This is a genomic window from Guptibacillus hwajinpoensis (assembly GCF_001039475.1).
Taxonomy (GTDB): Bacteria; Bacillota; Bacilli; order Bacillales; family Guptibacillaceae; genus Guptibacillus; species Guptibacillus hwajinpoensis.
Genome location: NZ_LELK01000001.1, coordinates 1 through 24,631 on the forward strand (window position 1 = coordinate 1; position 24,631 = coordinate 24,631).

Below are 24,631 nucleotides of genomic sequence, written 5' to 3' on the forward strand. Positions count from 1 at the left end.
CTGTTGAATACAGGAATCATCTCCTTAGGTCAGCCTAACCCTTTTTTAAAGTGTCCTTTACAAAGGGTACAGTTTAATGTATTCGGGGCTCTTTATTCGTTACAGGGCTAGTTGAAAACAAAGAAAGCCACCGATTCTCTAAAAGTAGGCTGAGTACTTTCGTCCGGATGGTATAATCGTATATAATAATGAAAATAAAGTATAACATTATACGAAGGTGGTGAGTCACATCCAACTTAATAACCGACAAGAAACAATTCTTCAAATTGTGAAGAATGAAGGCCCAATAACAGGTGAGCATATTGCTGAAAAGCTTAGCCTTACAAGAGCAACACTTAGACCGGATCTTGCAATTCTAACAATGGCTGGCTATCTTGACGCGCGACCAAGAGTAGGCTATTTTTATACTGGCAAAACAGGATCGCAGCTTTTAACTGAAAAAATAAGAAAAATCAAAGTAGATGATTATAAGTCTATTCCAGTAGTGGTCCAGGAGAATGCTAGCGTATATGATGCAATTTGTTCAATGTTTCTAGAAGATGTAGGAACACTCTTTGTGGTGAATGAACGAGCACACTTAGTAGGGGTACTATCGAGAAAAGACCTCTTAAGAGCTGCGCTTGGCAAGCAGAATTTAGAAAGCATTCCTGTAACAATTATTATGACCAGAATGCCTAATATTACGGTTTGTTCGAAAGATGATCTTTTAATAGAAGTAGCAAACCAACTAATTGAGAAACAAATAGACGCCTTGCCGATTGTAAAAGAAGTAGAGGATGGGATAGAGGTCATCGGTCGAATTACTAAGACGAATATCACCAGATCTCTTGTTGATCTTGCAAAAGATGAAATTATTTAGCATAGGAGGTTTTTATGACAAATACAGCTAATCGAGCCATTGTGTATGTAATATCAGATTCGGTCGGTGAAACGGCAGAACTTGTGGTAAAAGCTGCTGCAAGCCAGTTCGACCCTACTGATTTTGATGTTCGTAGAGTACCATATGTAGAAGATACTGCTACTATTCATGAAGTTATGACGCTTGCGAAAGAGACAAAGGCAATTGTAGCTTTCACTCTTGTTGTTCCAGAATTACGTGATTTTCTTCTTAATCTCGCACGTAAAGAGAATATTCAAGCAGTTGATATTATAGGTCCAATGATGGATCATATGGAATCAGTCATAGGCAAAGCTCCTCGCAATGAACCGGGGCTTGTACATAAGCTCGATGAGGATTATTTTCGAAGAGTAGAAGCAATTGAATTTGCTGTTAAGTATGATGATGGAAGAGACCCTCGTGGGATTGCTCTTGCTGATATTGTATTAGTTGGTGTTTCTCGAACATCCAAAACGCCATTATCCCAATATTTAGCACACAAACGTTTAAAAGTGGCAAACGTACCGATCGTGCCGGAAGTTGATCCTCCAGAAGAGTTGTTTAGTGTGGCAGAGGGAAAATGCTATGCTTTGAAAATTAGCCCAGAGAAATTAAATAATATACGTAAAGAACGCTTAATAGCACTAGGACTTAATGCAGAAGCTAGCTATGCAAATATGTCTCGAATAAATGAAGAATTAGAGTATTTTAATTCAATCATTGAAAAGATGAACTGTCAGGTCATTGATGTTTCAAATCGTGCAGTAGAGGAAACAGCAAATCTTATTTTAAGCCTTTATAAAGGCAAGCATTCCTCCTAATACAATAATTGAGGGAAATGGCCATCATCGACATGAAAAAAATGATACGGTGATGGTGTTTTTTTATGGTTTTTATCTGTTCAATTTAATAAATTTAGTATATAATCAAATATTGTCAATAAAAATTGTCTATAATCATAAAGTAAGGCTTTTAGATGAATTGTCAGATTTGTTAAATAGTCTAGATAAAAAATCTGAAAGTTAAAACATAAATTTCAAAAGAAGGATAACTCAGGGAGATGTAGAATAGAGAATTATGACGAAAAAGAAACTGACGCTTTTTGTCGATGCAGATGCCTGTCCAGTTCCAGTTAAAGAAGAAATAATGTCTTTTAATCAAGCTCTTTCAAACGTTGAAATCATTTTTGTTGCTTCGTATGCTCATATGAGCACAACATTCAGAGAAGCAAAGTGGGTTATGGTAGACTCTGAGAAGGAAGAAGCAGATCTCTACATTCATCGCCATTCGAGCAAAGGAGACATTGCCGTAACTCAAGATTATGGGTTAGCAAGCCTACTGTTGCCTAAGGGTGTATTTGTTCTTTCTCCGCGAGGAAAAAGTTACACCGAAGAGAACATTTCAACTCTTCTACATACTCGTTACCTTGCTTCTAAAAGTAGAAGAGCAGGAAAGCACACGAAAGGTCCACGTAAATTCACTGGCGATGATCGTGTTCAATTTCGAAAAAAATTAATTGAAGTTTTGTCGAATTATGAAGGAGATTATTTTTATTTGTCGAAATTATAAAACCTGTTGGTGATAATGAATGAGTGGCAGAATCCCAGAAGATAAAATTGAAGCGATTCGCCGTTCCACAGACATCGTTGATGTAATTAGCGATTATGTCCAACTGAAAAAACAAGGAAGAAATTTCTTTGGCCTTTGCCCTTTTCATGGCGAAAGCACTCCTTCTTTTTCAGTAGCACCTGATAAACAAATTTATCATTGCTTTGGCTGCGGCACAGGCGGTAACGCTTTTTCGTTTTTAATGGAAATTGAAGGGTATAACTTTATAGAAGCAGTTCAAGTTCTTGGACAGAAATCAGGTGTTGAATTGCCTGAAATTCAAGATCGAGAGAGCAGTGGAGCTAAAGCATCAGAAAACGATGTGATTTACAAAGCACATGACTTTCTTGCTAAGTTATACAATCACTGTATGGTCAAAACCCCTGAAGGCAAAGGTGCTCGTGAATACTTAAATGATCGTGGCTTTACAGATGAAATGATTGAGGAATTTCAACTAGGATTTGCACCTGATTCATGGGATTACGCAACGAACTATTTACAGAAGAGGAATTACCCACTTCCTAAAGTAGCCGACGCTGGTCTTTTAGCCAAAAGAGAGTTTGATGGAAAGTATTTCGATCGTTTTCGAAATCGCATTATGTTCCCAATATGGGACCCCAAAGGCAGACCAGTTGCTTTTGGTGGAAGAATCATCGGAAGTGGTGAACCTAAGTATTTAAATAGTCCAGAGACGACTCTCTTTCAAAAGGGGAAGTTTCTTTACGGCTTTCACCTAACTCGTTCTGCAATTCGTATGAAAGATCAGGCGATTCTTCTAGAAGGATACGTTGATGTGATTACAGCTTACGGGAATGGGGTACAAAATGTTGTAGCAAGTCTTGGGACAGCCTTAACGAAAGATCAAGCCAAACTTATCAGAAGACAAACAGAATCCGTTGTGATTTGTTATGACTCTGATAAGGCTGGTACACAGGCAGCTATTAGAGCTGCAGATGAATTAATTGAGGCTGGTTGTTACGTGAGAATAGCCAAAATGCCTGATGGACTAGATCCCGATGACTATATCCAAACTTACGGAGCAGAACGTTTTGAGAAGGATGTAATAGGGGCTGCGCCAACGGTCATGGCTTTTAAGATGGAGGTTCTCAGATCAGGGAAAAACCTATCAGATGAAGGAGAACGAATCCGCTATATCGAAGAAGTACTTAAAGAAATTAGTGGACTTACGAAAGCTGTGGAAAGAGATCATTATCTTAGACAGTTATCAGAGGAGTTCTCACTTTCACTTGATGCATTAAAGCAGCAGGTATTCCAATTTCATAAGGAGGGGAAGAATAAGAAGGATAATGCTCCTCCAAAAAGGGATAATAATGCTAGGAAAAATTTCTATGTGAAGAAGAAACTCCTGCCTGCCTATCAGAATGCAGAACGAATTCTGCTTGCTTACATGATGCGTGACTTAGATGTAGCAGAAAAAGTGCAGGAAGAGGTTGGCGGTTCGTTTAATATTGACGAGCATAGTGCGATCGCTGCTTACTTGTATAGCTTCTATGCTAATGGACATGATGCGGATGTTAGCCAATTCATGGAGCAGCTTACTGATCCTAACCTTGTCAAAATTGCTTCTGAATTGGCCATGATGGATTTAAATGAAGACGTGTCGGATAAAGAACTCCAAGATTATATTCGACAGGTGTTAAATTATCCAGAATGGATAAAGATAGAAGAGAGAGAAAAAGAGAAAAAAGAAGCGGAAATGAAGCAAGACTTTGTCCAGGCAGCTAAAATTGCCATGGAGATTCTCGAGATGAAGAAGAATATTAAAAAAACATTTTGAGAAATTGACTATCTGTATTGTTGAGATGTATGGAAGGAGGGGATCGAATGGCTGAAAAACCAACTCGCCAGCCGGCGGAAGGTGAATTAACCATCGATCAAGTGAAAGAGCAGTTAGTAGAGCTTGGAAAGAAAACAAGCTTAATTACTTACTCTACGATTGTAGAACGGTTGTCTCCGTTTGAACAAGATTCCGATCAAATGGATGAATTCTTTGAATATCTAGAGGAACAAGGTGTTGAAGTCATCGAAGATAATTCTGACAACCCTTCGCCTCAAGAAGTTAATAAAGAAGAAGAATTCGACTTAAACGACTTAAGTGTTCCTCCGGGTGTCAAAATAAATGATCCGGTTCGTATGTACCTTAAAGAGATTGGTCGTGTAGACCTTCTTTCTGCAAAGGAAGAGATTAGTCTAGCACAACGTATCGAAGAAGGTGACGAAGAGGCTAAGCGTCGTCTCGCTGAAGCAAACCTTCGACTTGTTGTAAGTATCGCAAAAAGATACGTTGGACGAGGCATGCTCTTCTTAGATTTAATTCAAGAAGGTAACATGGGACTCATTAAAGCAGTTGAGAAATTTGATTATCGAAAAGGTTACAAATTTAGTACGTATGCAACGTGGTGGATTCGTCAGGCAATCACACGAGCAATAGCAGACCAAGCAAGAACGATTCGTATTCCCGTTCATATGGTGGAAACGATTAATAAATTGATTCGAGTTCAGCGTCAACTTCTTCAAGATCTTGGCCGCGAACCATCTCCTGAAGAAATTGGTAAAGAAATGGATCTTTCACCAGAGAAAGTGCGTGAAATCCTAAAGATCGCTCAAGAACCTGTCTCTCTTGAAACACCTATTGGTGAAGAAGATGATTCTCACCTTGGTGATTTTATTGAAGACCAGGATGCTCTTGCGCCATCGGACGCAGCTGCTTACGAGCTTCTTAAAGAGCAATTGGAGGACGTTCTCGATACCTTAACAGATCGAGAAGAGAATGTTCTTAGATTGCGCTTTGGACTCGATGATGGACGTACCAGAACATTAGAAGAAGTAGGACGAGTATTTGGTGTTACACGCGAGCGAATTCGCCAAATTGAAGCGAAAGCACTTCGCAAGCTTCGTCATCCAAGCCGTAGCAAACGACTCAAAGATTTTCTTGAATAGGTTAGATATACTCTCCGTCTGCATGCCGCAGGCGGAGTTTTTTTATTGAGAGTAGCAATAAGTACAACAAACTAGTTCACACGAAAACGAATACATTTCTTGTCATTTATTTTACTGATTTTTCATTCGTTTTGCAAATCACCCTTTTTCCATCAAAAGCCCACAAGCTTATGAATAAAGGGTTTAGTAATAAGATAACAAAAAAATAATATATTTAATTATTTTTATTTTCTAAAATGTTGAAAAAATAACAACTTAAAGAGATAATAAAATGTAAGCGCATTCACATTATAGAGAAGTAATTTACAGGAGGTTATTCTTACATGAACTTTGACTTAACGAAAGAACAAGCTATGATTCGAAAGATGATTAGAGAATTTGCTGATGAAAAAGTTGCACCTGGTGCTGAACAACGAGATAAAGAAAAGCGATTTCCTAAAGAAATTTTTCAGCAACTTGGCGATCTAGGAATAATGGGCCTCCCGTTCCCTGAGGAGTATGGTGGTGGCGGAGCAGATACGATCAGCTTTGCAATAGTTGTCGAAGAGTTAAGTAGAGCATGTGGATCGACAGGTATTACTTACTCAGCACATGTTTCACTTGGTGGAGCGCCACTTAATTTATTTGGTACTGAGGAACAAAAACAAAAATATCTAGCTCCTATTTGTTCAGGTGAATCTCTTGGAGCGTTTGGACTAACAGAGCCTAACGCTGGAAGTGATGCAGGGGGAACAGAAACAGAAGCTTACTTGGAAAACGGAGAGTGGGTTATCAACGGAAGTAAATGTTACATCACAAATGCTTCTTATGCTGATCACCTTGCTTTAACTGCTATTACAGATCGTAAAGATGGAAAGAAGGAGATAAGTGCTATTATTGCGCCTACTTCAGCACCAGGCTTTAGAGTAGTTGATAATTACGAAAAGCTTGGACTTCATTCTTCTAATACAACCGAATTAGTTATGGAAGATGTGCGCGTACCTGAAGAAAATTTGCTAGGTAAGCGAGGAGAGGGCTTCAGACAGTTCCTTATCACACTTGACGGAGGACGTATTGGAATAGGTGCAATGGGCGTCGGAATTGCTCAGGCAGCTTATGAAAAAGCGTTACAATATGCAAATGAGAGAAAACAATTCGGAACCGCGATTTCGAGGTTTCAAGCAATTCAATTTAAGCTCGCTGATATGGCGATGAAAATTGAATTAGCACGAACAATGGTATATAAAGCTGCATGGTTGAAAGATCAGGGCAAGAAATTTACGAAGGAAGCATCGATCTGCAAACTATATGCCTCTGAAATGTGTATGGAAGTTTGTGATCAAGCTGTACAAATACATGGCGGTAATGGATATATGCGTGACTATCATGTCGAGAGGTATTTCAGAGATGCGAAGCTTCTTGAAATTGGAGAAGGTACTTCTGAGATTCAGCGTATGGTAATTGCTCGTGAAATTGGCTGTTAAACTGAACGAGCGCTCGGTTAGTTTAGATTATAGATAGGGGTGTGTCTATGACAGAACTGCTTCATGAGACGATAGGCTCAATGCTTGAGAGACAAGTAAAACAATTTGGATCAAAAGAAGCTGTCGTATATTCTAATGAGGGTATTCGTTATACATTTAACGAATTTAACGAAGAAGTTAATCGGACTGCTAAAGCGCTACTAAAGTTGGGCGTTGAAAAAGGCGAGCATGTTGCGGTCTGGGCAACTAATGTGCCTGAATGGCTTTTGCTTCAATTTGCAACGGCCAAAATTGGGGCTGTTTTAGTTACCGTAAACACCAATTATCAAACGACTGAACTTGAATATGTACTTAAGCAATCCGAAGCAACACGATTGTTTTTAATTAATGGATTTAAAGGCACATCTTATCCTGAAGCGTTTCTAAAACTTCAAAAAGATGGCGATCACGTAGCAAATGGAAAATGCGCTATTGAGTTGTTGCCACATTTACAGGATGCTATTTTCATTGGTAATGATCCACATCCTTCTTTCTTAGCGTGGGAAATCTTCATGAATGAAAGTCATTCTATTAGTGATCACGAGCTAGCCAATCGAAAAAAAGAACTGCAACCAGATGATGTCATCAACATGCAGTACACTTCTGGTACTACTGGATTTCCTAAAGGCGTTATGCTCACTCACTCGAATATTTTAAATAATGGCCATCAAATCGGACAATGTATGGAACTAACTGAAAAAGACCGCCTCTGTATCCCAGTTCCATTTTTTCACTGTTTCGGATGCGTGCTTGGAACACTTGCTGCATTTTCTGCTGGGGCATCGATTTTTCCAATCGTTGAATTTGAACCAGAACTTGTACTTAAAACGGTACAAAATGAGCAATGTACAGCACTTCACGGTGTGCCAACGATGTTTATTGCTGAGCTAAGCTTACCAACGTTTAATTCTTACAATTTAAGTTCTCTTCGAACTGGAATAATGGCTGGAAGCCCATGTCCAATAGAAGTAATGAAAAAAGTAATGAGTCGCATGAATATGTCAGAAATCACAATTGCATACGGTCAAACAGAGTCTTCACCTGTTATCACACAAACCAGAACCAATGATCCAGTTGATTATAGAGTGAATACGGTAGGTAAAGCCCTTCCAGGTGTTGAAGTGAAAATTATTGATCCGGTGACAAGAAAAGAAACAGAACCTGGGTTTACTGGCGAACTATGTACGAGGGGATACCACGTTATGAAGGGGTACTACAATATGCCTGATGCGACAAATGAAGCTATTGATGAAGAAGGTTGGCTTCATACAGGCGATCTTGCGAAAATGGATGAGAAAGGCTATGTAGAGATTACAGGCAGGCTAAAGGATATGGTGATACGGGGAGGAGAGAATATATATCCTCGTGAAATTGAAGAATTTCTTTATACTCATCCAGCTGTACTTGATGTTCAAGTGATTGGATTACCGGATGAAAAGTACGGTGAAAAAGTCGTCGCTTGTATCCAATTAAAGGGAAATCAATCTGTTTCTGAAGCAGATATTAGGTCCTATTGTGAAGGGAAGATCGCTCGATATAAGATTCCAAGTCAAGTGTTTTTCGTGGATGAATACCCTATGACTGCATCTGGTAAAATCCAAAAGTACCGTCTTCGTGAATCTGTAGCTGATTGGGCCAAGAATAAGACAGAAACCATCTGATAATAGACGAAAGGCATCAGTAAATGTGCTGATGCCATTTTGTTTTATCGTAAATATTTGCTATGATAGAAACAGAGTGAAAACTATGACAAATATGTGATTTGCCTCGGTTTCCCTTTTCTTTCATAGCGTTTTCAAGTAAAATAAGTTATGATTTGTTTACTCTTACATAATTGGGGAAAACGATATCAGCGAATCGGTACAAGGAGGAAAAGAAATGAAAAAAAATCCGCTTATCCCATTTGCGTGGACAGCAGTTATTGGATTAATTCTCATTATTGGTGTTTCTTTCTGGGCATTGCAGCAGGGTGGCGAAGAAAGCGCTGAGGGCAATGAAGGCAACGGAGAAAAACAAGAGCAAGCTGAAGCGGCACCTGAAGAAATTTATGCTCAGAGCTGTGCTTCCTGTCACGGTGGGGATCTTGGAGGTCAAGTAGGACCAGCTCTTACTGCAGTTGGCGGAAAGTACTCCAAGGACGAAATTCTCGGAATCATTAACAACGGTAAAGGTAGCGGAATGCCTGCTGGACTTATTCAAGGTGAACAAGCTGAGGCGGTAGCTAAGTGGCTTTCTGAGAAAAAATAGGATAAAAAAAGAAGCTTTCTGTGAGAACAGAAGGCTTTTCTATTTGTATTTCATACTAAATCTCTCTGTGTGCTTCTATGTTAAGTCTGAAACAGAGAGGGTAAACTAGAGTAAAGAAACTAAATAAGTAGTGGTGAAAAAATGAACGATAAATTATTATCAGAAAGACTTAAACTAGTGGCAAGCTTCGTTCCTGATGGAAGTAGAATTGCTGACATTGGATCAGATCATGCATATTTGCCGTGTTATTTAATGAATCATAATCGAATTTCTTTTGCAGTTGCAGGAGAAGTAAATGAAGGACCTTATCAATCTGCACGAAATCAAGTAACACGAAGTGGATTTGCTGATGTGATTTCTGTTCGAAAGGGGAATGGACTGGAAGTTATTTCTCCTGGAGAAGTTGATACAATTACAATTGCAGGAATGGGTGGGCAACTTATCCGGGATATTTTGCTAGGCGGCCTGGAAAAACTAGATGGCGTTAATCGTTTGATACTTCAACCTAATGTTGCAGCTCACCTTCTTCGTGAACGACTTGCTGACTTGAACTGGGAACTTGTACATGAATCTATCATAGAAGAAGATGATAAAATTTACGAAATTCTAGTGTTTGATGCAGGCGATGGAAAAAAACCTTACGAAGGATTGAATGGAAAGGATCTTCAGAAACAATTACTTGCTGGCCCAATCTTAATGAAAGAGAAAAACGAGGCGTTTATGAAAAAGTGGCAGAATGAGTTGATGAAGCGTGAGCGTATTCTTCTCTCATTAAAACAGGCAGATGCGATCTCAGAAAAAGAGGCACAAGTGAAAAATGAACGTGACTTAATTAAGGAGGTACTTTCATGAGTAAATTAGCATCAGGCCAGGCAATTATTCAGGAATTCGAGTCCTGGTCGAAAAAGAAATATGCGGAAGACGGTGATCCAATCGGTTTACAGGTTGGAAGTTTGAATAAAAAAATAAATAAAGTAATGACTGCTCTAGATGTCTTACCTAATGTAGTGGATGAGGCTATTAGAGAAGGTGTGGATTTGATTATCGCCCATCACCCAATTTTGTACCGGCCGCTCAAGAAGATTAATTTAGATACTGAACAAGGAAAAATGATCGAAACATTAATAAAAAACAATATAACAGTATATGCTGCGCATACGAATTTGGATGTTGCTCCCGGTGGAGTAAATGATATGCTTGCTGATGCTCTTTCTTTAAAAAATACAAAGGTACTTGTAGAGACATTTCAGAACAAGTACAAGAAAATAGCAATCTTTGTACCAGCTACTCATGAAGTAGATGTGAGAGAAGCTCTATCAAATGCTGGTGCTGGTTATATTGGTGACTATAGTGACTGTACATTTAGCTCCAATGGTACTGGAAGGTTTAGGCCAACAGAGGGAACAACTCCTTATATAGGAGAAACAGGGGAGTTGGAAGCAGTACCAGAAGTGAAAATAGAGAGTGTTTTCCCTGAAGACTTGCAGAGTAAAGTAATTAGAGCGATAACAAAAGCGCATCCATATGAAGAAGTGGCATATGATATTTATCCTTTGGAAAATGAATCAGAGAAGCTAGGACTTGGCAGAATTGGACATTTAGAAAACGACATGACGCTAGAGGAATTTGCTAGCTTTGTTAAAGACAAGCTTGGCGCTAGCGGTATCCGGATTGTAGGGGATCTTCAATCAACTGTGAAAAAGGTAGCTGTGCTTGGTGGAGATGGAAATAAATTTATACATGCTGCTCGTTTTAGTGGTGCAGATGTTTTTGTGTCAGGAGATATTTATTACCATGTAGCACACGATGCAATGATGGAAGGACTTCAAATCATTGACGCTGGTCATAATATCGAAAAGATTATGATCGAAGGTGTTCAGAAGAAATTGCAATCATTTATGCAAGATAAGCATTACGATACTGAAATTATTCCATCGCGAGTAATAACGGACCCCTTTCAATTTAGATAACAAATAATCCCGCCTCAAGAGAGGCGGGATTATTTGTTATTTTTTCACTTTTACTTTAGGGAGTATTTTTGAAGCGGGCACTGCTCTTTCGCGAGTCCACGTATCACGAACTTCAGGATCATATTGATCGAGGAATCGAATGACTTCTTTAGTTATTGGTGTAGGTGTTGAAGCTCCAGCTGTTACACCAACTGTTTCAACTCCCTCAAGCCATTCAAGCTCGATTTCAGATACGTCAGCAATTCGATATGCTGGTGTTCCAGCAACTTCAATTGAAACCTGTGCAAGTCTGTTTGAGTTGTTGCTTTTTGGATCCCCAACTACTAGCACAAGATCCGTATCTCCAGCTTGCTCTGCAACAGCTTCTTGTCGAACCTGAGTAGCATTACATATTTCGTTATGGATAACAGCGTGTGGATAACGTTCCATTGCTTTTTCCATAATTTCTTGAACATCCCACTGACTCATAGTCGTTTGGTTTGTAATAATAATTCGTTCGGAGTCAATTGAAAGCTCATCAACTTCTTCAGGCTTTTCAACTAGATGCACAATATCAGGGGCAATTCCCATAGCGCCTTCTGGTTCAGGGTGGCCTTTTTTGCCAACATAAATGACATGATAGCCTTCCTTTTGCTTCTCTCGAATTAAATCATGAGTCACCGTAACATCAGGACAAGTCGCATCGAGAACTGTTAAGCCTTTTTCTTCTGCAAGCTCTCGTACTTGAGGTGATACTCCGTGAGCTGTAAAAATGACTGTACCGGATTCAACATTTTTCAATATCTCCATCCGATTTGGTCCATCAAGTGTAATAATGCCATCGTCTTCGAAGGCATCTGTAACGTGTTTATTATGAACAATCATCCCAAGAATAAAAATAGGGCGTGGTAGTGTTTTATCAAGAGCGGCATTTCTTGCTATAACCATAGCGTCTACGACACCATAGCAGTAACCTCTAGGTGAAATTTTTGTGACTTTCATCGAGAACCTCCTCAACCCATATAAGGATTGTTGTATAACTAATCTATTTCAATTATAAAGGAGTTGGTCTGATAACTCAATGAATGGGGCTGTTCAAACATATAGTTTTGGCTTTGATTTTCGAACGGTTTCTTCGGAAATCGATTCTTTTTTCTTATTCGTTGCTTTGACAGGCGGTTTTTTAGGTGCCTTACTCTTGTTTGTTTTTTTCTTTGTCTTTAGGGGCTCATCATCTGTATTCTCATCTTCACTATCATCATTATCATTGTTCGATTTCTGATACTCCTTAAAAAGCGCAATCATTTCTGGAAGCTGCTTTACCATCGGCCCATATTGCTGAACCATTGGTTTGATCGTGTCTGCTGCCTGCATAACCTTTTGTACATTTTGAATCATTCCCATCATATCCATGCCACCCTGACCTGCTGCTCCAGGAAGAATCCTTGATAGCATTCCACCGGCTTGTTGAGGAACGCCGGGCAAAACGCCACGCTGAAGAGCAGGAAAAGAACCAGGAGGCATAGGAAGAGATTGAGGAGTACCTCCGCCTCCACCTAGAATTCTAGAAAGAAGCCCGCCTGTTCCTGTTTGAGGTGGTTGTGGCATACCGGCACTAGGGCCTCCGAATCCACCACCAGAGAATGGAAAACCCATTCCAGGTCCTGGGCCGCCTTGAGGGGAGGGAGGAAATTGGTTCATGTGATACCCTCCTTTTCATAACTTGACCAATTTATAATGTTGTTACTAATAAGGTATGCTAAAAGAAATCGAAGGTGTGAGAACAAGGGATATTGGGCATGACAGTAATAGAGTGTCGTTTTTTGACGTATGGCGCTTTTGGACAAATTGGTCTATAATACAAGGTGGATTAATGGATGGAGGAGCAATAATAATGAAACAATTTGATAGATTAGGATTAAAGCCTTTTTTAATTGAGGCACTTGAAGTACAGAAATTTACAAGACCAACTGAAATACAGGAACGCTTGGTACCTGCTATTCGAAATGGCGAGAGTGCCATTGGTCAATCCCAGACTGGATCAGGTAAAACGTTAGCTTTCTTACTGCCACTGATTCATCGAATTAATCACGAGAAGAACGAATGTCAGGCTGTAATTACAGCGCCTACTCGTGAGTTAGCGGACCAAATTTATAATGAAGCACTCAAGTTAGTTACAACTCTACCTGAGGAAGAAGCTATTTCGATTAAGAAGGCTGTAGGCGGTACGGATCGCAAACGCATGATTAGTCGAATGAAGAATACACCTCATATTGTTATTGGAACACCAGGTCGAATAAAGGACCTCGTAGAAGAACAGGCACTGAGTGTTTTCCCTGCAACAATGCTTGTTGTAGATGAAGCGGATCAGATGTTAGATATGGGCTTTATTGAAGATGTGGATTATATTGCATCAAGAATGGCAAAGGATCTACAAATGCTAGTCTTCTCTGCTACAATTCCGAAAAGTTTACAGCCATTCCTTAAAAAATATATGGACAACCCTAAGTTTGTTGAAGTGAATGCTGAACAGGTGACGGCTGATAAAGTCGAAAACATTTTCATACCTGCACGATATCGTGAGAAGAAAGAGTTACTTCTAAATGTTACTAAAGCTATTAACCCTTATTTAGCTCTTGTATTTACAAATACAAAACAAACAGCTGATGAAGTTGCTGACTTTCTTATAGAGAATGGCCACAATGTTGAACGTTTGCACGGTGGTGTTCAAGCACGTCAACGTAAACAGATTATGAAGAAAATACAAGATGCAGAGTGTCAGTACGTTGTGGCAACTGATCTTGCTTCAAGAGGAATTGATATTAAAGGTATTTCTCATGTTATTAACTTTGAGCTTCCGAAAGACCTGGATTTCTATATTCACCGAGTAGGTCGTACAGCTCGTGCAGGACAGGATGGAATTGCTTATACTCTAGCAGAGCCTTCAGATCAGCAAGCCGTTCAAAAGTTATCTGCAAAAGGGATTCAGATTGAATACAAAGAAGTAAAGAATGGTGAGTGGGTAGAAGCGAAACCTGTTACTCCTCGAAAGAAACCTACTTCATCTAAACCGGAAGTTTTCGTTCCGAAGCCAAAGAAAGTTAAACCAGGCTATAAGAAGAAAATGCAGCAAGAACGAGACCGCATCCAACATAAGCGCGGAAGAAAATAAATAACTTAAAACCCTCTTGTGAGAGGGTTTTTGTTTACTTTACCTTGTAAAAACCTCTGTGCTATCATATGGAGGGAGTAAAGGAAGGAATGAATTAAATGTTAAAAATAGGATCGCACGTTTCTATGAGTGGAGATAAAATGCTTTTAGGTGCAAGTGAAGAGGCTGTTTCATACGGTGCAACTACTTTCATGATTTATACTGGTGCACCTCAAAATACAAGACGAAAAGCGATTGAAAAACTGAATATAGAAAAAGGGACGGAACATATGAAAGAGCACGGGATTAACAATATTGTCGTGCACGCTCCTTATATAATTAATATTGGAAACACTACGAAACCAGAGACGTTTCAACTCGGTGTAGATTTTCTTCGGTCAGAAATTGAACGAACCCATGCATTAGGAGCAAGACAAATCGTATTACATCCTGGTGCTCACGTGGGAGCAGGTGCTGAGCAGGGCATTAAGAAAATTATTGAAGGACTTAATGAAGTTCTTACAACGGATCAGGAAGTGCAAATTGCGCTTGAAACGATGGCTGGAAAAGGATCTGAATGTGGTCGAAGTTTCGAAGAGCTTGCTCAAATTATCGATGGTGTTACCCATAATGAGAAATTATCCGTTTGTTTTGATACTTGTCATACCCATGATGCTGGTTATGATATCGTTAATGACTTTGATGGTGTTCTAAATGAATTTGATCGTATTGTTGGAATTGATCGTCTGAAAGTGCTTCATGTAAATGATAGCAAGAATGAACGTGGCGCATCGAAAGACCGTCATGAGAACATTGGATTCGGATATATCGGTTTTGAAGCATTAAATAACGTGATTCATCACGAACAATTGAAGGATATACCGAAGATTCTTGAGACGCCATATGTAGGCGAAGATAAGAAGAACAAAAAAGCACCTTACAAGCTTGAAATTGAGATGCTTCGCAAACAAACATTTGATGAAGATCTTAAAAGTAAGCTAACAATTTCTTAACAAAAGGCTATGTTAGCTCATATTGTTGATTTCTCGATTTTTGGCTCATTCGAGTGAAACCTCAGTTTCACTCGCCTTTCAGCTCTGCTGAAAGGTCGCCCTGTGGTGCCCATTCGCCTGAGCAAANGTAAATGAGCCTCAACATTGTTCATTAACATAGCCTAACAAAAAACCGCACTAGCGGTTTTTTGTCATTCATTTAGAAATGAAAGAATTAACTTGTTAACTCGGGATGCAACAGCTGGACTAACTTCTCGACTGATTTTCATTAAGATGCGCTTTCTTTGCGTTTGATTAGCGATATCAATGTTCTCCTGCTTTAATATTTGGACGATTTTTTTGGCATCTTTTTCAGAAAGTGTGATGTTGTATTGCTTAGAAAGTTGAAGTAGTTCATCAGTGGTTATGCGATTCAATTTGAAGTTAACAAGTTGGAGTTGAATAGGATTCATCACGTTGCCCCCTTTGCCTACCTCATACTATGCAGGTCGCTGAAGGAAGTGTTCAAAGATTGGATTTCATTACTTTAAGAAGCTCGGTATTTCTTATATAATAAATAATAATATACATAGTTAGCCTAGGAGGGCGTAATGCAGAAAAAACAACATAGGAAAGAAAGTAAACTACATCTGATCTATCGTTTGTTAATGATTATGTTCGGAGCATTTCTCGCAGCAGTCGCTATTGAATTATTTCTTGTTCCAAATCAGCTGATTGACGGTGGGATCATAGGTGTCTCCCTTATTCTAGATCACTTAACCCCTTTCAACTTTGCAATTCTCGTAATCGTTATAAACATTCCATTTATGTACTATGGTTACAAACAAATTGGTAAAACATTTGCATTCTCAACTTTATTTGGAATTATTGGGCTTGCAGCTTTTGAGACGTTATTGCATCATACAGAGCCGTTTACAACAGAACCTATTCTAGGGACGGTTTTCGGAGGTCTTACTTTAGGACTTGGAGTTGGGCTTGTTATAAGGCATGGAGGTTCAATGGATGGAACTGAAATACTTGGTATTTTGCTAACAAAGAAAATTCCGTTCTCAATTGGTGAATTTGTGATGTTTACGAATATCTTTATTTTCATATGGGCTGGGTTTGTTTTTAGCTGGGAAAATGCGATGTATTCCGTTATGGCTTACTATATTGCATTTAAAACAATTGATACGGTTATTCAAGGGCTCGATGAAACGAAAGCTGTTCTTATTGTGTCTGATCATTATGAAGAGATTTCAAATGCCATCCTTGATCGACTTGGGAGAGGTACAACAAAGCTTATTGGTAAAGGTGGCTACACAGATGAAGAGAAAGAAGTCATTTATGTTGTAATCACGCGTCTTGAAGTGACAAAGCTTAAAGGTGTTATTTATGATATCGATACTCAGGCTTTTATTACAATTATGAACACCCAAGAAACAAGAGGTGCGAAATTCAAATCACCAATACACTAAGACTCCTTTATAAAGGGGTCTTTTTTCTTGGCTATGTTTAATGAACAGTGTTGATTTTGAAATAATTATTATTGAGTAAAAAGCCACAATTAGCTAATTGGAGCGGAAATTAACTCTCATGGGAACAATGTATACGAAAAGCACCTAAGAAAGTGGTGAACACCCGAGCAAAATAGTAGGAAGGTTTGAGATTAAAATGATAGGGTATATACTTAACTGGTGCTCTCCAGCTTTATTAATACCAGTTGAAAAGGAGTGCAAGACTATTAATTTTATCAAAAATCATTTCAAAAAATCTCTGTCAATGATCACTGCAATTGTTCTAACTCTCGTCCTAGTACTATTTCTCGTTCAATCTCATTTATTCAATGAGCAAGTGGCCGATGCGAAAACAAAAGTCGGGGAATTGGATCAAAAAACATCCGAGAACGATCAGATGAAAACTCAGACAGCTTTAACTAAATTAGAAAATGAAACGGGTTATTCACTTGACCCAGGTTCTGTCAGTGTAGAAGAGTGGAAGCAAGCAAAAGCTTACTCCGAACAATTCTATGACGACAGTGAAGGGAAGTTCAGCAAAAAATGGGGTCTTTTCCTCTCATATCAATCAATGAAAGTAGATATTGATCCTGCGATTGCATATGAACTCCTCAAAGTAGAAACAGGAAACACCTTTGATCCTGATTTAACAGGACCTGAAACGAAATACGGACATGCATATGGCATGGCTCAATTTATGACAAATACTGCACCTTGGATTGCCGACATGGCAGGAATAAATTATTCTGAGGAAAAGTTGTTTGATCCTTATTTCTCAATGACCCTCTCAGTAACCTATCTTGATTATCTTTACGATAGATATGGTAACTGGGATGAAGCCCTGACGGCATATAATCGCGGCATTGGCGGATTGAAGGCTTATGTATCTGAAAAAGGTACTCCTAAAAGCGGCTATTCTGAAGAAATTCAGGAAATGGCAAGCCTTCATGAGTTGTAATCCTAGTTAAATAGCACCTTCGCTTTTCTTAGAGAAGCGTAAAGAAATAAAATCCCCCATTCTGATGGGGGATTTTATCTTGGGTTCTATTTATATCTACTTTAATTTCAGAACTATTTCCTTCTAGATGATATTTTACAAAATGCTATAACATAATGTATACTACATAAAGTAAATCGTAATCATTCTTATAAATGGCAGGTTTTGTTTATGACAAATTCGAATACTATTATTGATCTCCAAAACATTTCGTTTCACTATGGAGACGATTATGTTCTTGATGATATTACTTTCTCAATACCTGAGGGAGCTTTTGTTGGTCTAGTAGGACCAAATGGATCAGGAAAATCGACGTTGATCAAAATAATCTTTGGTCTTCTTAAACCTCAAAAAGGCTATGTGAATATATTTGGTCAGAGAATTAATAAGTTCCATGATTGGAGTAAAATTGGCTACGTTTCTCAAAAAGCGAATAGTTTTAATTCTGGATTCCCTGCTTCCGTATTCGAAGTGGTATCAATGGGGCTAACAAGTAAGTTGGGATTATTTAAGTTTATGAAGTCTAGTCATCGAGACGCCGTACACGATGCGCTTCAGCTAGTTGGAATGAATGAGTATAGTTCTAGCAATATAGGTGATCTTTCAGGTGGTCAACAACAAAGAGTTTTTATTGCGAGGGCGCTTGTAAGTAATCCAGATATACTTATTCTAGATGAGCCGACTGTTGGTGTAGATGCAAACTCTACAAGTGATTTCTATCAACTACTTGGTAAGCTGAATAGAGATAATGGCATAACGCTTCTTCTAGTTACTCACGATATTGGAACAATTACAGATAAGGTTACTCATGTAGCATGTTTAAACAGATCTCTTCATTTCCATGGCGAAACAGAGGAATTTGAACAGTTTAGTGATCGTGACCTTTCAGGATTTTATGGACACCATGTCCACGTTTTAAGTCACGATCATGGTCATGGAGGAGTATAAATGATTCAGGCTTTATGGCAATTTGAGTTTTTGCAAAACGCTTTTTTGGCAGGAGTACTAATTGGGATTATTGCCCCTTTACTTGGCGTATTTATTGTTGTTAGAAGGCAGGCTTTGATAGCAGATGCCCTTTCTCATATTACCCTTGCAGGGATTGCGGCAAGCTTACTTATTGGGAAGTATTCTTCATTTTGGCAGGGTATTAATCCAGTCTATATGGGGATGGCATTTTCGGCCGCAGGTTCGTTGTTTATTGAACAGCTAAGGAAGGTATACAAACACTTTGAAGAACTAGCGATTCCGATTACATTATCTGGTGGTATTGGACTAGGCGTTGTTTTCTTATCCCTTGCGGATGGATTTAATTCAGATTTGTTCAATTATCTATTCGGGAGTGTAATTGCAATTAGTCGCTCTGATTTAGTGGCAGTTGCCGTTATTACAGTAGTGGTATTAGTTGTTGTAACATTATTATATAAGGAATTATTCTTTCTTTCATTCGATGAAGAGCATGCGGTTGTTTCAGGTATAAGAGGAAAATCCATTCAATTTATTTTTATATTACTCGTTGCTTTTGTTATTGCTGTTTCAATGCAAATAGTTGGGGTGCTACTTGTTTCTGCCTTAATGACATTACCAGTTGCAGCTAGTATTCGAATCGCTAAAGGGTTTAAACAAACAATTGGTCTTTCCATCTTGTTTGGGGAGTTAGCTGTACTTGGTGGACTTGTTCTGGCTTATTATCTCGACATCGCACCAGGGGGCACCATTGTACTATTATCTGCGCTTATTCTGGTAGCTGTTCTTTTATTTAAGCGATTAAAGCAGAGGAAATCTTAACATATAGAGGTGGAAGTATGAATGTATCTACTGCATTGCGGATTCTAAAAGATGAGGGTTTCAAATATACTGAAAAACGCGAAGATCTCGTTACATTATTTGCAAAAGAAAAAAGGTATTTATCTGCAAGGGATGTGCTCATCCATATGCAAAAAAGCTATCCTGGAATGAGTGTAGATACGATCTACAGAAATCTAACGCTGTTTAAAGACTTGGAAATATTAGAAGAAACAGAGTGGAACGGCGAGAAACGCTATCGACTAAGTTGTTCGACTAACCATCACCATCACCATTTAATCTGTTTGCAATGTGGAAAAACGCGGCAAATTGAATCCTGCCCGATGGAGGATATGCCTGTAGGGGATTCTGAGTTCAAAGTAACAGGTCACAAATTTGAAGTGTATGGAGAATGCGGAGAGTGTCAGGCACAATAACAAAAACGGAAGAGCTTAAGCTCTTCCGTTTTTGTTATACTGTTGGAGCCAATTTCTAGCTTCTGGCCAAGTATCTAATCGTTTAACGCCAGATGGAACAGCGCCCTGGTTGTATGGAGTATTAAACAGAATAACGGGAATATCACATTCTTCGGCTATATCACAAGCATTATCATGTTTATCTTCGAAGAATACATCAACTTGGTGCTTTTTAATGGAGTTTATTTTGTCATGTTTACCTATTAGGTCAATGTGATGGTATGGAACACGATTTGTAGTAAACCAATTTTTAGTTGTATCAAGTAAATGATTACCCCTTGCACTTATATAAAAAAGTTCGTAATTTCCTTTCCAATCCTCTAATATTGGATGTGCGTGTTCAGCTATGAGGGCATTCGAATAGATGGTTTCCTCATTGCTTTTCAACCACTCAAAGAATTCTTCTTGTGTAATATTGAGTAAGTTTGCAAGATCATATTGGGTAATATCAGTAAGAGACAGTTTTTTGTTGAACGATGAATTTAAATAAGGCAGAAAAGTTTTAGGACTCGTCACAGTCCCGTCAATATCAAGGCCAAGTCGTTTAATTGTCATAACAGAACTCCTTTATGTTTGCTCTTCCCTCATCATATCACACATTGGTATCTCTTTAGCTTAGGAATTGGCAGTATCTTACTGAAGTAAAAAACATATTCTTCCTAGCTCTTACGAATACTAAGCATGCTCCACAACATGCTAAAGTGAGGGATGTATATGACAGAAGACAGACATGATGAGGATTTCATCGAGGAACGGGAGTTGCACAGCAAATCTGAAGAGGAATACCTCGAAGAAGCTGCAGCCGAAGTAGCACCAGGTGTATTAGACCGTCCTTATTTGCAGTCGCCTGAAAATGAACGTCCAACCTCTGAGGAGCGTCAAGAACATTTTGAAGCTAAAAGAAAGGAACAGGAAACGACTGGTGTAGGAGTTGGTGTAGCCGCACTAGCTTTATCAATCCTATCCTTATTTATTCTACCCGTTATACTTGGAGCAGCGGGTATAGTCGTTGGATTTGTTGCGAGAAGAAAAGGGCTAACAGCGCTCGGTTCTTGGGCAATTGGTGTTGGTGCCGCTTCAATGATCATCAGTTTATTCTTCGCACCATTCTTTTAGTGGAAATACGTTCTAGTAAAAAGCCTGACATCCACTGGATGTCAGGCTTTTCTTCAAGAGGAAGATCAAGAATTGGCTTCAGCTTTGGCCTTTTCTTCTTCCATTTTCTTATAATGTTCTTCAGCGATTTTATCGACTTCTTTTTTGAGTTCTTCAACCATAGTTTCTTCGGGCACTTTACGGATGATTTCACCATGTCTGAATAGAAGACCTTCACCACGTGCTCCAGCAATACCGATATCTGCTTCACGTGCTTCACCAGGACCGTTTACAGCACAACCGAGGACAGCGACTTTAATTGGTGCTTTAATAGTTGAAATATATTCTTCAACTTCATTGGCAATTGAAATGAGGTCGATTTCAATACGACCACAAGTCGGGCAAGAGATTAAAGTTGCAGCATTTGCTGCAAGACCAAATGACTTAAGAAGTTCTCTTGCTACCTTAACTTCCTCAACTGGATCTGCACTTAGTGAAATACGAGCAGTATTACCAATTCCTTTTGAGAGGATTACGCCAAGACCTGCTGCACTTTTAACTGTACCTGCAAAGAGTGTACCAGATTCAGTAATACCTAGGTGCAGTGGGTAGTCGAATGAGCGTGCTGCAAGTTCGTATGCTTCAGTAGCAAGATTTACATCAGAAGCCTTCATCGATACAATAATATCGTAGAAGTCAAGGTCTTCAAGAATCTTGATATGATGCAACGCACTTTCTAGCATTCCCTCAGCGGTTGGATAACCGTATTTCTCAAGAATTTTTCTTTCAAGAGAACCAGCATTCACTCCAATACGAATTGGAATTCCTTTTTCTTTTGCTGCTTTTACTACAGCTTCAACTTTCTCACGACGACCGATATTACCAGGATTAATTCTGATTTTATCTGCCCCACCTTCAATTGCTTTAAGTGCAAGCTTATAATTGAAGTGGATATCTACTACAAGAGGAATGTTGATTCGCTTTTTAATTTCTGGAATCGCATCTGCCGCGCGATCGTCTGGACAAGCTACGCGGACAATCTGACATCCTGCTTCTTCTAGACGATTAATTTCGGCAACGGTTGCCTCAACGTCATGCGTTTTAGTAGTTGTCATACTCTGAATAATAACTTCATCGTTACCGCCTATTGTTAAAGGACCTACTTTAACAGGTCTAGTTTTACTACGGTGGATAATTTCATTCATGCGAAAATCGCTCCTTTTACATGTAGGATTGCTTACCTCATGATTTAGATCGCTTTGTATATACTCCCAGATAGGGAATAAGACTCATCTTTAGTACTACCCCATTGTAGCAACTTTTGAGAGCTATTGACAAGAAATAATGATTGACCGTGTTGTCTTCAGTATGTTGGAATTCGATATTCCTTTCCGATTTGTATATGTGTAGGTGGGGTATTGTTTAATGTTTCGAAATCGTGAACGATTTTATCGATCGAAACAGGAACTGTTCCGTTGGCTTTTTCCACTAATGAAAGAACGGTATCTCCAGCCTGAACTTGGTAAATGATGAAGGGTTCGGCTTCTTTTTCAATGGGCTTGTCTACTACTGAAACAACTGGATGAGAAGCGAGTGTTCCTATTGTTAAATCGTAATACGTTGTATGAAGGACTAGTAGAAAAAGCGAGATAGACAGAAATTTTCGCATACCTTTCACCTCTCCCATTGTAGAAGTATTTTCGTTCTACTTTATGCTTGTCCATCCAATATATGCCACCTTTCTAAAGGAATTATCTTTTCTTTCAATCGATGGTCAAGTAAAATAACAGGGAGATGAAGAGTGCAACCCTCTTTATCAAGGAAGCCTTACGGAAAAAAGGAGATCAAAACATGTTAAAAAAAGTAATGCCATTTATTCTGTCTATGTTGTTGATCATGTCAATTATGCCTGTTGTTGCTCTAGCAGACGCTAGTGTTGGAGATGTTATTGTCACTCTTGGAGAAGACTTAACTGAGGATCAAAAGCAAAATTTGCTGAGTGAAATGGATGCTCCTAAAGACGTAATGACAGTCACTGTTTCGAATGAAGAGGAGCATAAATACCTCGGAAATTATATAAGTAAAGCACTAATTGGAACGCGTGCATTATCTTCCTCTTCCATAACAATTGGAGAGAAAGATGCTGGACTTAGTGTTGAAACTAAGAACATTAACTGGGTAACAGATGAAATGTACGCGAATGCGTTAATAACGGCCGGTGTTAAAGATGCAGACATCTATGTTACCGCTCCGATTGAGGTGTCTGGAACTGCAGCACTAACAGGGCTTATCAAAGCTTATGAACTTAGTTCTGACAAAGTCATTCCTGAAGAACAAAAGCAGGTAGCGAATGAGGAGCTTGTGACAACTGCAAAGCTCAGTGATAGTATTGGTGCTGATAAAGCTACAGAATTAATGACAAAAGTTAAAGATGAGATAGCAACCAACCCACCAGAAACAGAAGAAGAGCTTAGAACACTGATTAATGAAATCGCTAGCGATTCAGGTATTGAATTGACACAAGATGAACTTGATGGTTTAGTTGCTTTATTTAATCGAATGAAGGACCTTAATATTGATTGGGATCAAATGAAGAGTCAATTAGAGAATGCAAGAGAAAATCTGGATGAATTCCTAAATAAAGAAGAAACACAATCGTTCATTGGTAAAATCATTGACTTTTTTATAGCGCTTATTGATGGTCTAAAAGGGTTATTCAAATCTTAAAATGATAATAAACTGAAACTTTTTGAACTTCTAAACGTAATAGAAGAGAGAAGGAGGGAGCGAGTATGGGTATTTTGTCGTTGCCGATCGCAGGTTTTCTGATCATTCTAGTTAGTGTACTATTCTTATTTGGCGAATTACTTGTTCGTGTTAAAGGGATTTTTGGATTGATTGGAATTCTAATGCTTACGTTTTACTTTAGTTTTCATTTAACATCACTATCTTCAATTCTCTGGATGGGGCTTGTTTTTGCAGTAGGGCTTGGTCTCGTTATTCTTGATGGGAAGTTGTTAAACGATGGAACGTTCGGATTAATTGGACTCTTAATGATGGTTACTGCTGTCGCTATACCTTCTCCCACTTTCATTTACGGGCTACTAGTATCAAGCGGGTTCTTAATAGGTACAGCTGCGTCATTTCTTTTTCTACGTGTTTTCAAGGCGCGTGCAATGTGGACTAAGATGACGCTTAAGGATCGCCTAAGTAGCGAGATGGGCTATAATTCGATGAATGAAGAATATAAGGGATTAATTGGTGAAGGGGCTACAACCCTTACAGCGTTCAGACCAAGTGGAACTATAAAAGTAAATGACAAGAAATACAGTGCAATATCAGCAGGGAACTGGATTGACAAAGATGTTGAAGTTATCATTACATCTGTTGATGGGACGCGAATTGTGATTGAGGAACAGAAGGAAAAGAGTAAACGACATCCTATTTAATATAATTAGACCCCGATTCATTGAT

At 38.9% G+C, this 24,631-nt stretch carries 26 protein-coding genes; 20 read left to right on the forward strand and 6 right to left on the reverse strand.

Annotation, left to right across the window (positions count from 1 at the left end):
* The first annotated feature begins 217 nt into the window (after positions 1-217).
* From ccpN to AB986_RS00050, 10 genes are all read left to right on the forward strand, one after another.
* Complete coding sequence (ccpN, locus tag AB986_RS00005) at positions 218-859, forward strand: transcriptional regulator CcpN (protein WP_048308850.1); 642 nt, start codon at positions 218-220, stop codon at positions 857-859.
* 14 nt (positions 860-873) lie between these two features.
* Complete coding sequence (locus tag AB986_RS00010) at positions 874-1,698, forward strand: pyruvate, water dikinase regulatory protein (protein ID WP_048308851.1); 825 nt, start codon at positions 874-876, stop codon at positions 1,696-1,698.
* A 256-nt stretch (positions 1,699-1,954) separates the two neighbouring features.
* Positions 1,955-2,446: a YaiI/YqxD family protein gene (locus AB986_RS00015; protein WP_048308852.1), complete on the forward strand. Its 492-nt coding sequence runs from the start codon at positions 1,955-1,957 to the stop codon at positions 2,444-2,446.
* Between the two features lie 19 nt (positions 2,447-2,465).
* Entirely contained in the window at positions 2,466-4,283 is a 1,818-nt protein-coding gene (gene dnaG / locus AB986_RS00020; protein ID WP_048308853.1) for a DNA primase, read from the forward strand.
* Positions 4,284-4,330: 47 nt separating this feature from the next.
* Positions 4,331-5,446: an RNA polymerase sigma factor RpoD gene (rpoD, locus tag AB986_RS00025; protein ID WP_048308854.1), complete on the forward strand. Its 1,116-nt coding sequence runs from the start codon at positions 4,331-4,333 to the stop codon at positions 5,444-5,446.
* Between the two features lie 323 nt (positions 5,447-5,769).
* Complete coding sequence (locus AB986_RS00030; RefSeq protein WP_048308855.1) at positions 5,770-6,909, forward strand: acyl-CoA dehydrogenase family protein; 1,140 nt, start codon at positions 5,770-5,772, stop codon at positions 6,907-6,909.
* A 47-nt stretch (positions 6,910-6,956) separates the two neighbouring features.
* Complete coding sequence (locus AB986_RS00035; RefSeq protein WP_048308856.1) at positions 6,957-8,609, forward strand: AMP-binding protein; 1,653 nt, start codon at positions 6,957-6,959, stop codon at positions 8,607-8,609.
* Positions 8,610-8,826: 217 nt separating this feature from the next.
* Positions 8,827-9,195, forward strand: a complete 369-nt coding sequence (gene cccA, locus AB986_RS00040) for a cytochrome c550 (protein ID WP_048308857.1) — start codon at positions 8,827-8,829, stop codon at positions 9,193-9,195.
* Positions 9,196-9,336: 141 nt separating this feature from the next.
* Positions 9,337-10,047 carry a tRNA (adenine(22)-N(1))-methyltransferase gene (locus tag AB986_RS00045; protein WP_048308858.1) on the forward strand — a complete coding sequence of 237 codons (711 nt, stop codon included), beginning with the start codon at positions 9,337-9,339 and terminating at the stop codon, positions 10,045-10,047.
* Complete coding sequence (locus AB986_RS00050) at positions 10,044-11,165, forward strand: Nif3-like dinuclear metal center hexameric protein (RefSeq protein ID WP_048308859.1); 1,122 nt, start codon at positions 10,044-10,046, stop codon at positions 11,163-11,165. Before AB986_RS00045 ends, AB986_RS00050 begins: the two co-directional genes overlap by 4 nt.
* A gap of 36 nt (positions 11,166-11,201) precedes the next feature.
* On the opposite strand, the gene AB986_RS00055 is transcribed toward AB986_RS00050, so the two are convergent.
* A complete protein-coding gene (locus AB986_RS00055; protein ID WP_048308860.1) occupies positions 11,202-12,146 on the reverse strand; it encodes a 4-hydroxy-3-methylbut-2-enyl diphosphate reductase in 945 nt (314 codons plus the stop codon).
* A gap of 93 nt (positions 12,147-12,239) precedes the next feature.
* Entirely contained in the window at positions 12,240-12,845 is a 606-nt protein-coding gene (vrrA, locus tag AB986_RS00060) for a VrrA/YqfQ family protein (RefSeq protein WP_048308861.1), read from the reverse strand.
* A 193-nt stretch (positions 12,846-13,038) separates the two neighbouring features.
* Between vrrA and AB986_RS00065 the strand changes: the two genes are divergently transcribed.
* Both AB986_RS00065 and AB986_RS00070 read left to right on the forward strand, forming a co-directional pair.
* Entirely contained in the window at positions 13,039-14,316 is a 1,278-nt protein-coding gene (locus tag AB986_RS00065) for a DEAD/DEAH box helicase (RefSeq protein ID WP_048310733.1), read from the forward strand.
* 98 nt (positions 14,317-14,414) lie between these two features.
* Positions 14,415-15,308 (forward strand): deoxyribonuclease IV, encoded by an 894-nt coding sequence (locus AB986_RS00070; RefSeq protein ID WP_048308862.1) that lies wholly within the window; start codon positions 14,415-14,417, stop codon positions 15,306-15,308.
* Positions 15,309-15,499: 191 nt separating this feature from the next.
* Here the strand turns inward: AB986_RS00070 and AB986_RS00075 are convergent, their stop codons facing one another.
* Positions 15,500-15,760, reverse strand: coding sequence for a DUF2624 family protein (locus tag AB986_RS00075; protein ID WP_048308863.1), 261 nt, complete (start codon positions 15,758-15,760; stop codon positions 15,500-15,502).
* 138 nt (positions 15,761-15,898) lie between these two features.
* On the opposite strand from AB986_RS00075, the gene AB986_RS00080 reads away from it, so the two are divergent.
* From AB986_RS00080 to AB986_RS00100, 5 genes are all read left to right on the forward strand, one after another.
* Complete coding sequence (locus AB986_RS00080) at positions 15,899-16,765, forward strand: YitT family protein (RefSeq protein WP_048308864.1); 867 nt, start codon at positions 15,899-15,901, stop codon at positions 16,763-16,765.
* Positions 16,766-17,069: 304 nt separating this feature from the next.
* Complete coding sequence (locus tag AB986_RS00085) at positions 17,070-17,762, forward strand: lytic transglycosylase domain-containing protein (RefSeq protein WP_048310734.1); 693 nt, start codon at positions 17,070-17,072, stop codon at positions 17,760-17,762.
* A gap of 210 nt (positions 17,763-17,972) precedes the next feature.
* On the forward strand, positions 17,973-18,749 hold the full coding sequence (locus tag AB986_RS00090; protein ID WP_048308865.1) for a metal ABC transporter ATP-binding protein: 777 nt from the start codon (positions 17,973-17,975) through the stop codon (positions 18,747-18,749).
* The gene (locus tag AB986_RS00095) at positions 18,750-19,589 is read left to right on the forward strand and encodes a metal ABC transporter permease (RefSeq protein ID WP_048308866.1); all 840 of its coding nucleotides are present in this window, start codon (positions 18,750-18,752) and stop codon (positions 19,587-19,589) included.
* A 17-nt stretch (positions 19,590-19,606) separates the two neighbouring features.
* Positions 19,607-20,023, forward strand: a complete 417-nt coding sequence (locus AB986_RS00100; RefSeq protein WP_048308867.1) for a Fur family transcriptional regulator — start codon at positions 19,607-19,609, stop codon at positions 20,021-20,023.
* Positions 20,024-20,038: 15 nt separating this feature from the next.
* Here AB986_RS00100 and AB986_RS00105 read toward each other — a convergent pair whose 3' ends face one another.
* On the reverse strand, positions 20,039-20,617 hold the full coding sequence (locus AB986_RS00105; protein WP_048308868.1) for a nucleotidase: 579 nt from the start codon (positions 20,615-20,617) through the stop codon (positions 20,039-20,041).
* 159 nt (positions 20,618-20,776) lie between these two features.
* Here AB986_RS00105 and AB986_RS00110 point away from each other — a divergent pair, with 159 nt between their 5' ends.
* Positions 20,777-21,178 (forward strand): DUF4190 domain-containing protein, encoded by a 402-nt coding sequence (locus tag AB986_RS00110; RefSeq protein WP_048308869.1) that lies wholly within the window; start codon positions 20,777-20,779, stop codon positions 21,176-21,178.
* A gap of 65 nt (positions 21,179-21,243) precedes the next feature.
* Here AB986_RS00110 and ispG read toward each other — a convergent pair whose 3' ends face one another.
* The gene (ispG, locus tag AB986_RS00115) at positions 21,244-22,362 is read right to left on the reverse strand and encodes a flavodoxin-dependent (E)-4-hydroxy-3-methylbut-2-enyl-diphosphate synthase (protein WP_048308870.1); all 1,119 of its coding nucleotides are present in this window, start codon (positions 22,360-22,362) and stop codon (positions 21,244-21,246) included.
* A gap of 158 nt (positions 22,363-22,520) precedes the next feature.
* Entirely contained in the window at positions 22,521-22,826 is a 306-nt protein-coding gene (locus tag AB986_RS00120) for a LysM peptidoglycan-binding domain-containing protein (protein ID WP_048308871.1), read from the reverse strand.
* A gap of 182 nt (positions 22,827-23,008) precedes the next feature.
* On the opposite strand from AB986_RS00120, the gene AB986_RS00125 reads away from it, so the two are divergent.
* Positions 23,009-23,884, forward strand: a complete 876-nt coding sequence (locus tag AB986_RS00125; RefSeq protein WP_048308872.1) for a DUF1002 domain-containing protein — start codon at positions 23,009-23,011, stop codon at positions 23,882-23,884.
* A gap of 65 nt (positions 23,885-23,949) precedes the next feature.
* Positions 23,950-24,606, forward strand: a complete 657-nt coding sequence (locus AB986_RS00130) for an NfeD family protein (protein WP_048308873.1) — start codon at positions 23,950-23,952, stop codon at positions 24,604-24,606.
* The last annotated feature ends 25 nt before the right edge of the window (positions 24,607-24,631 follow it).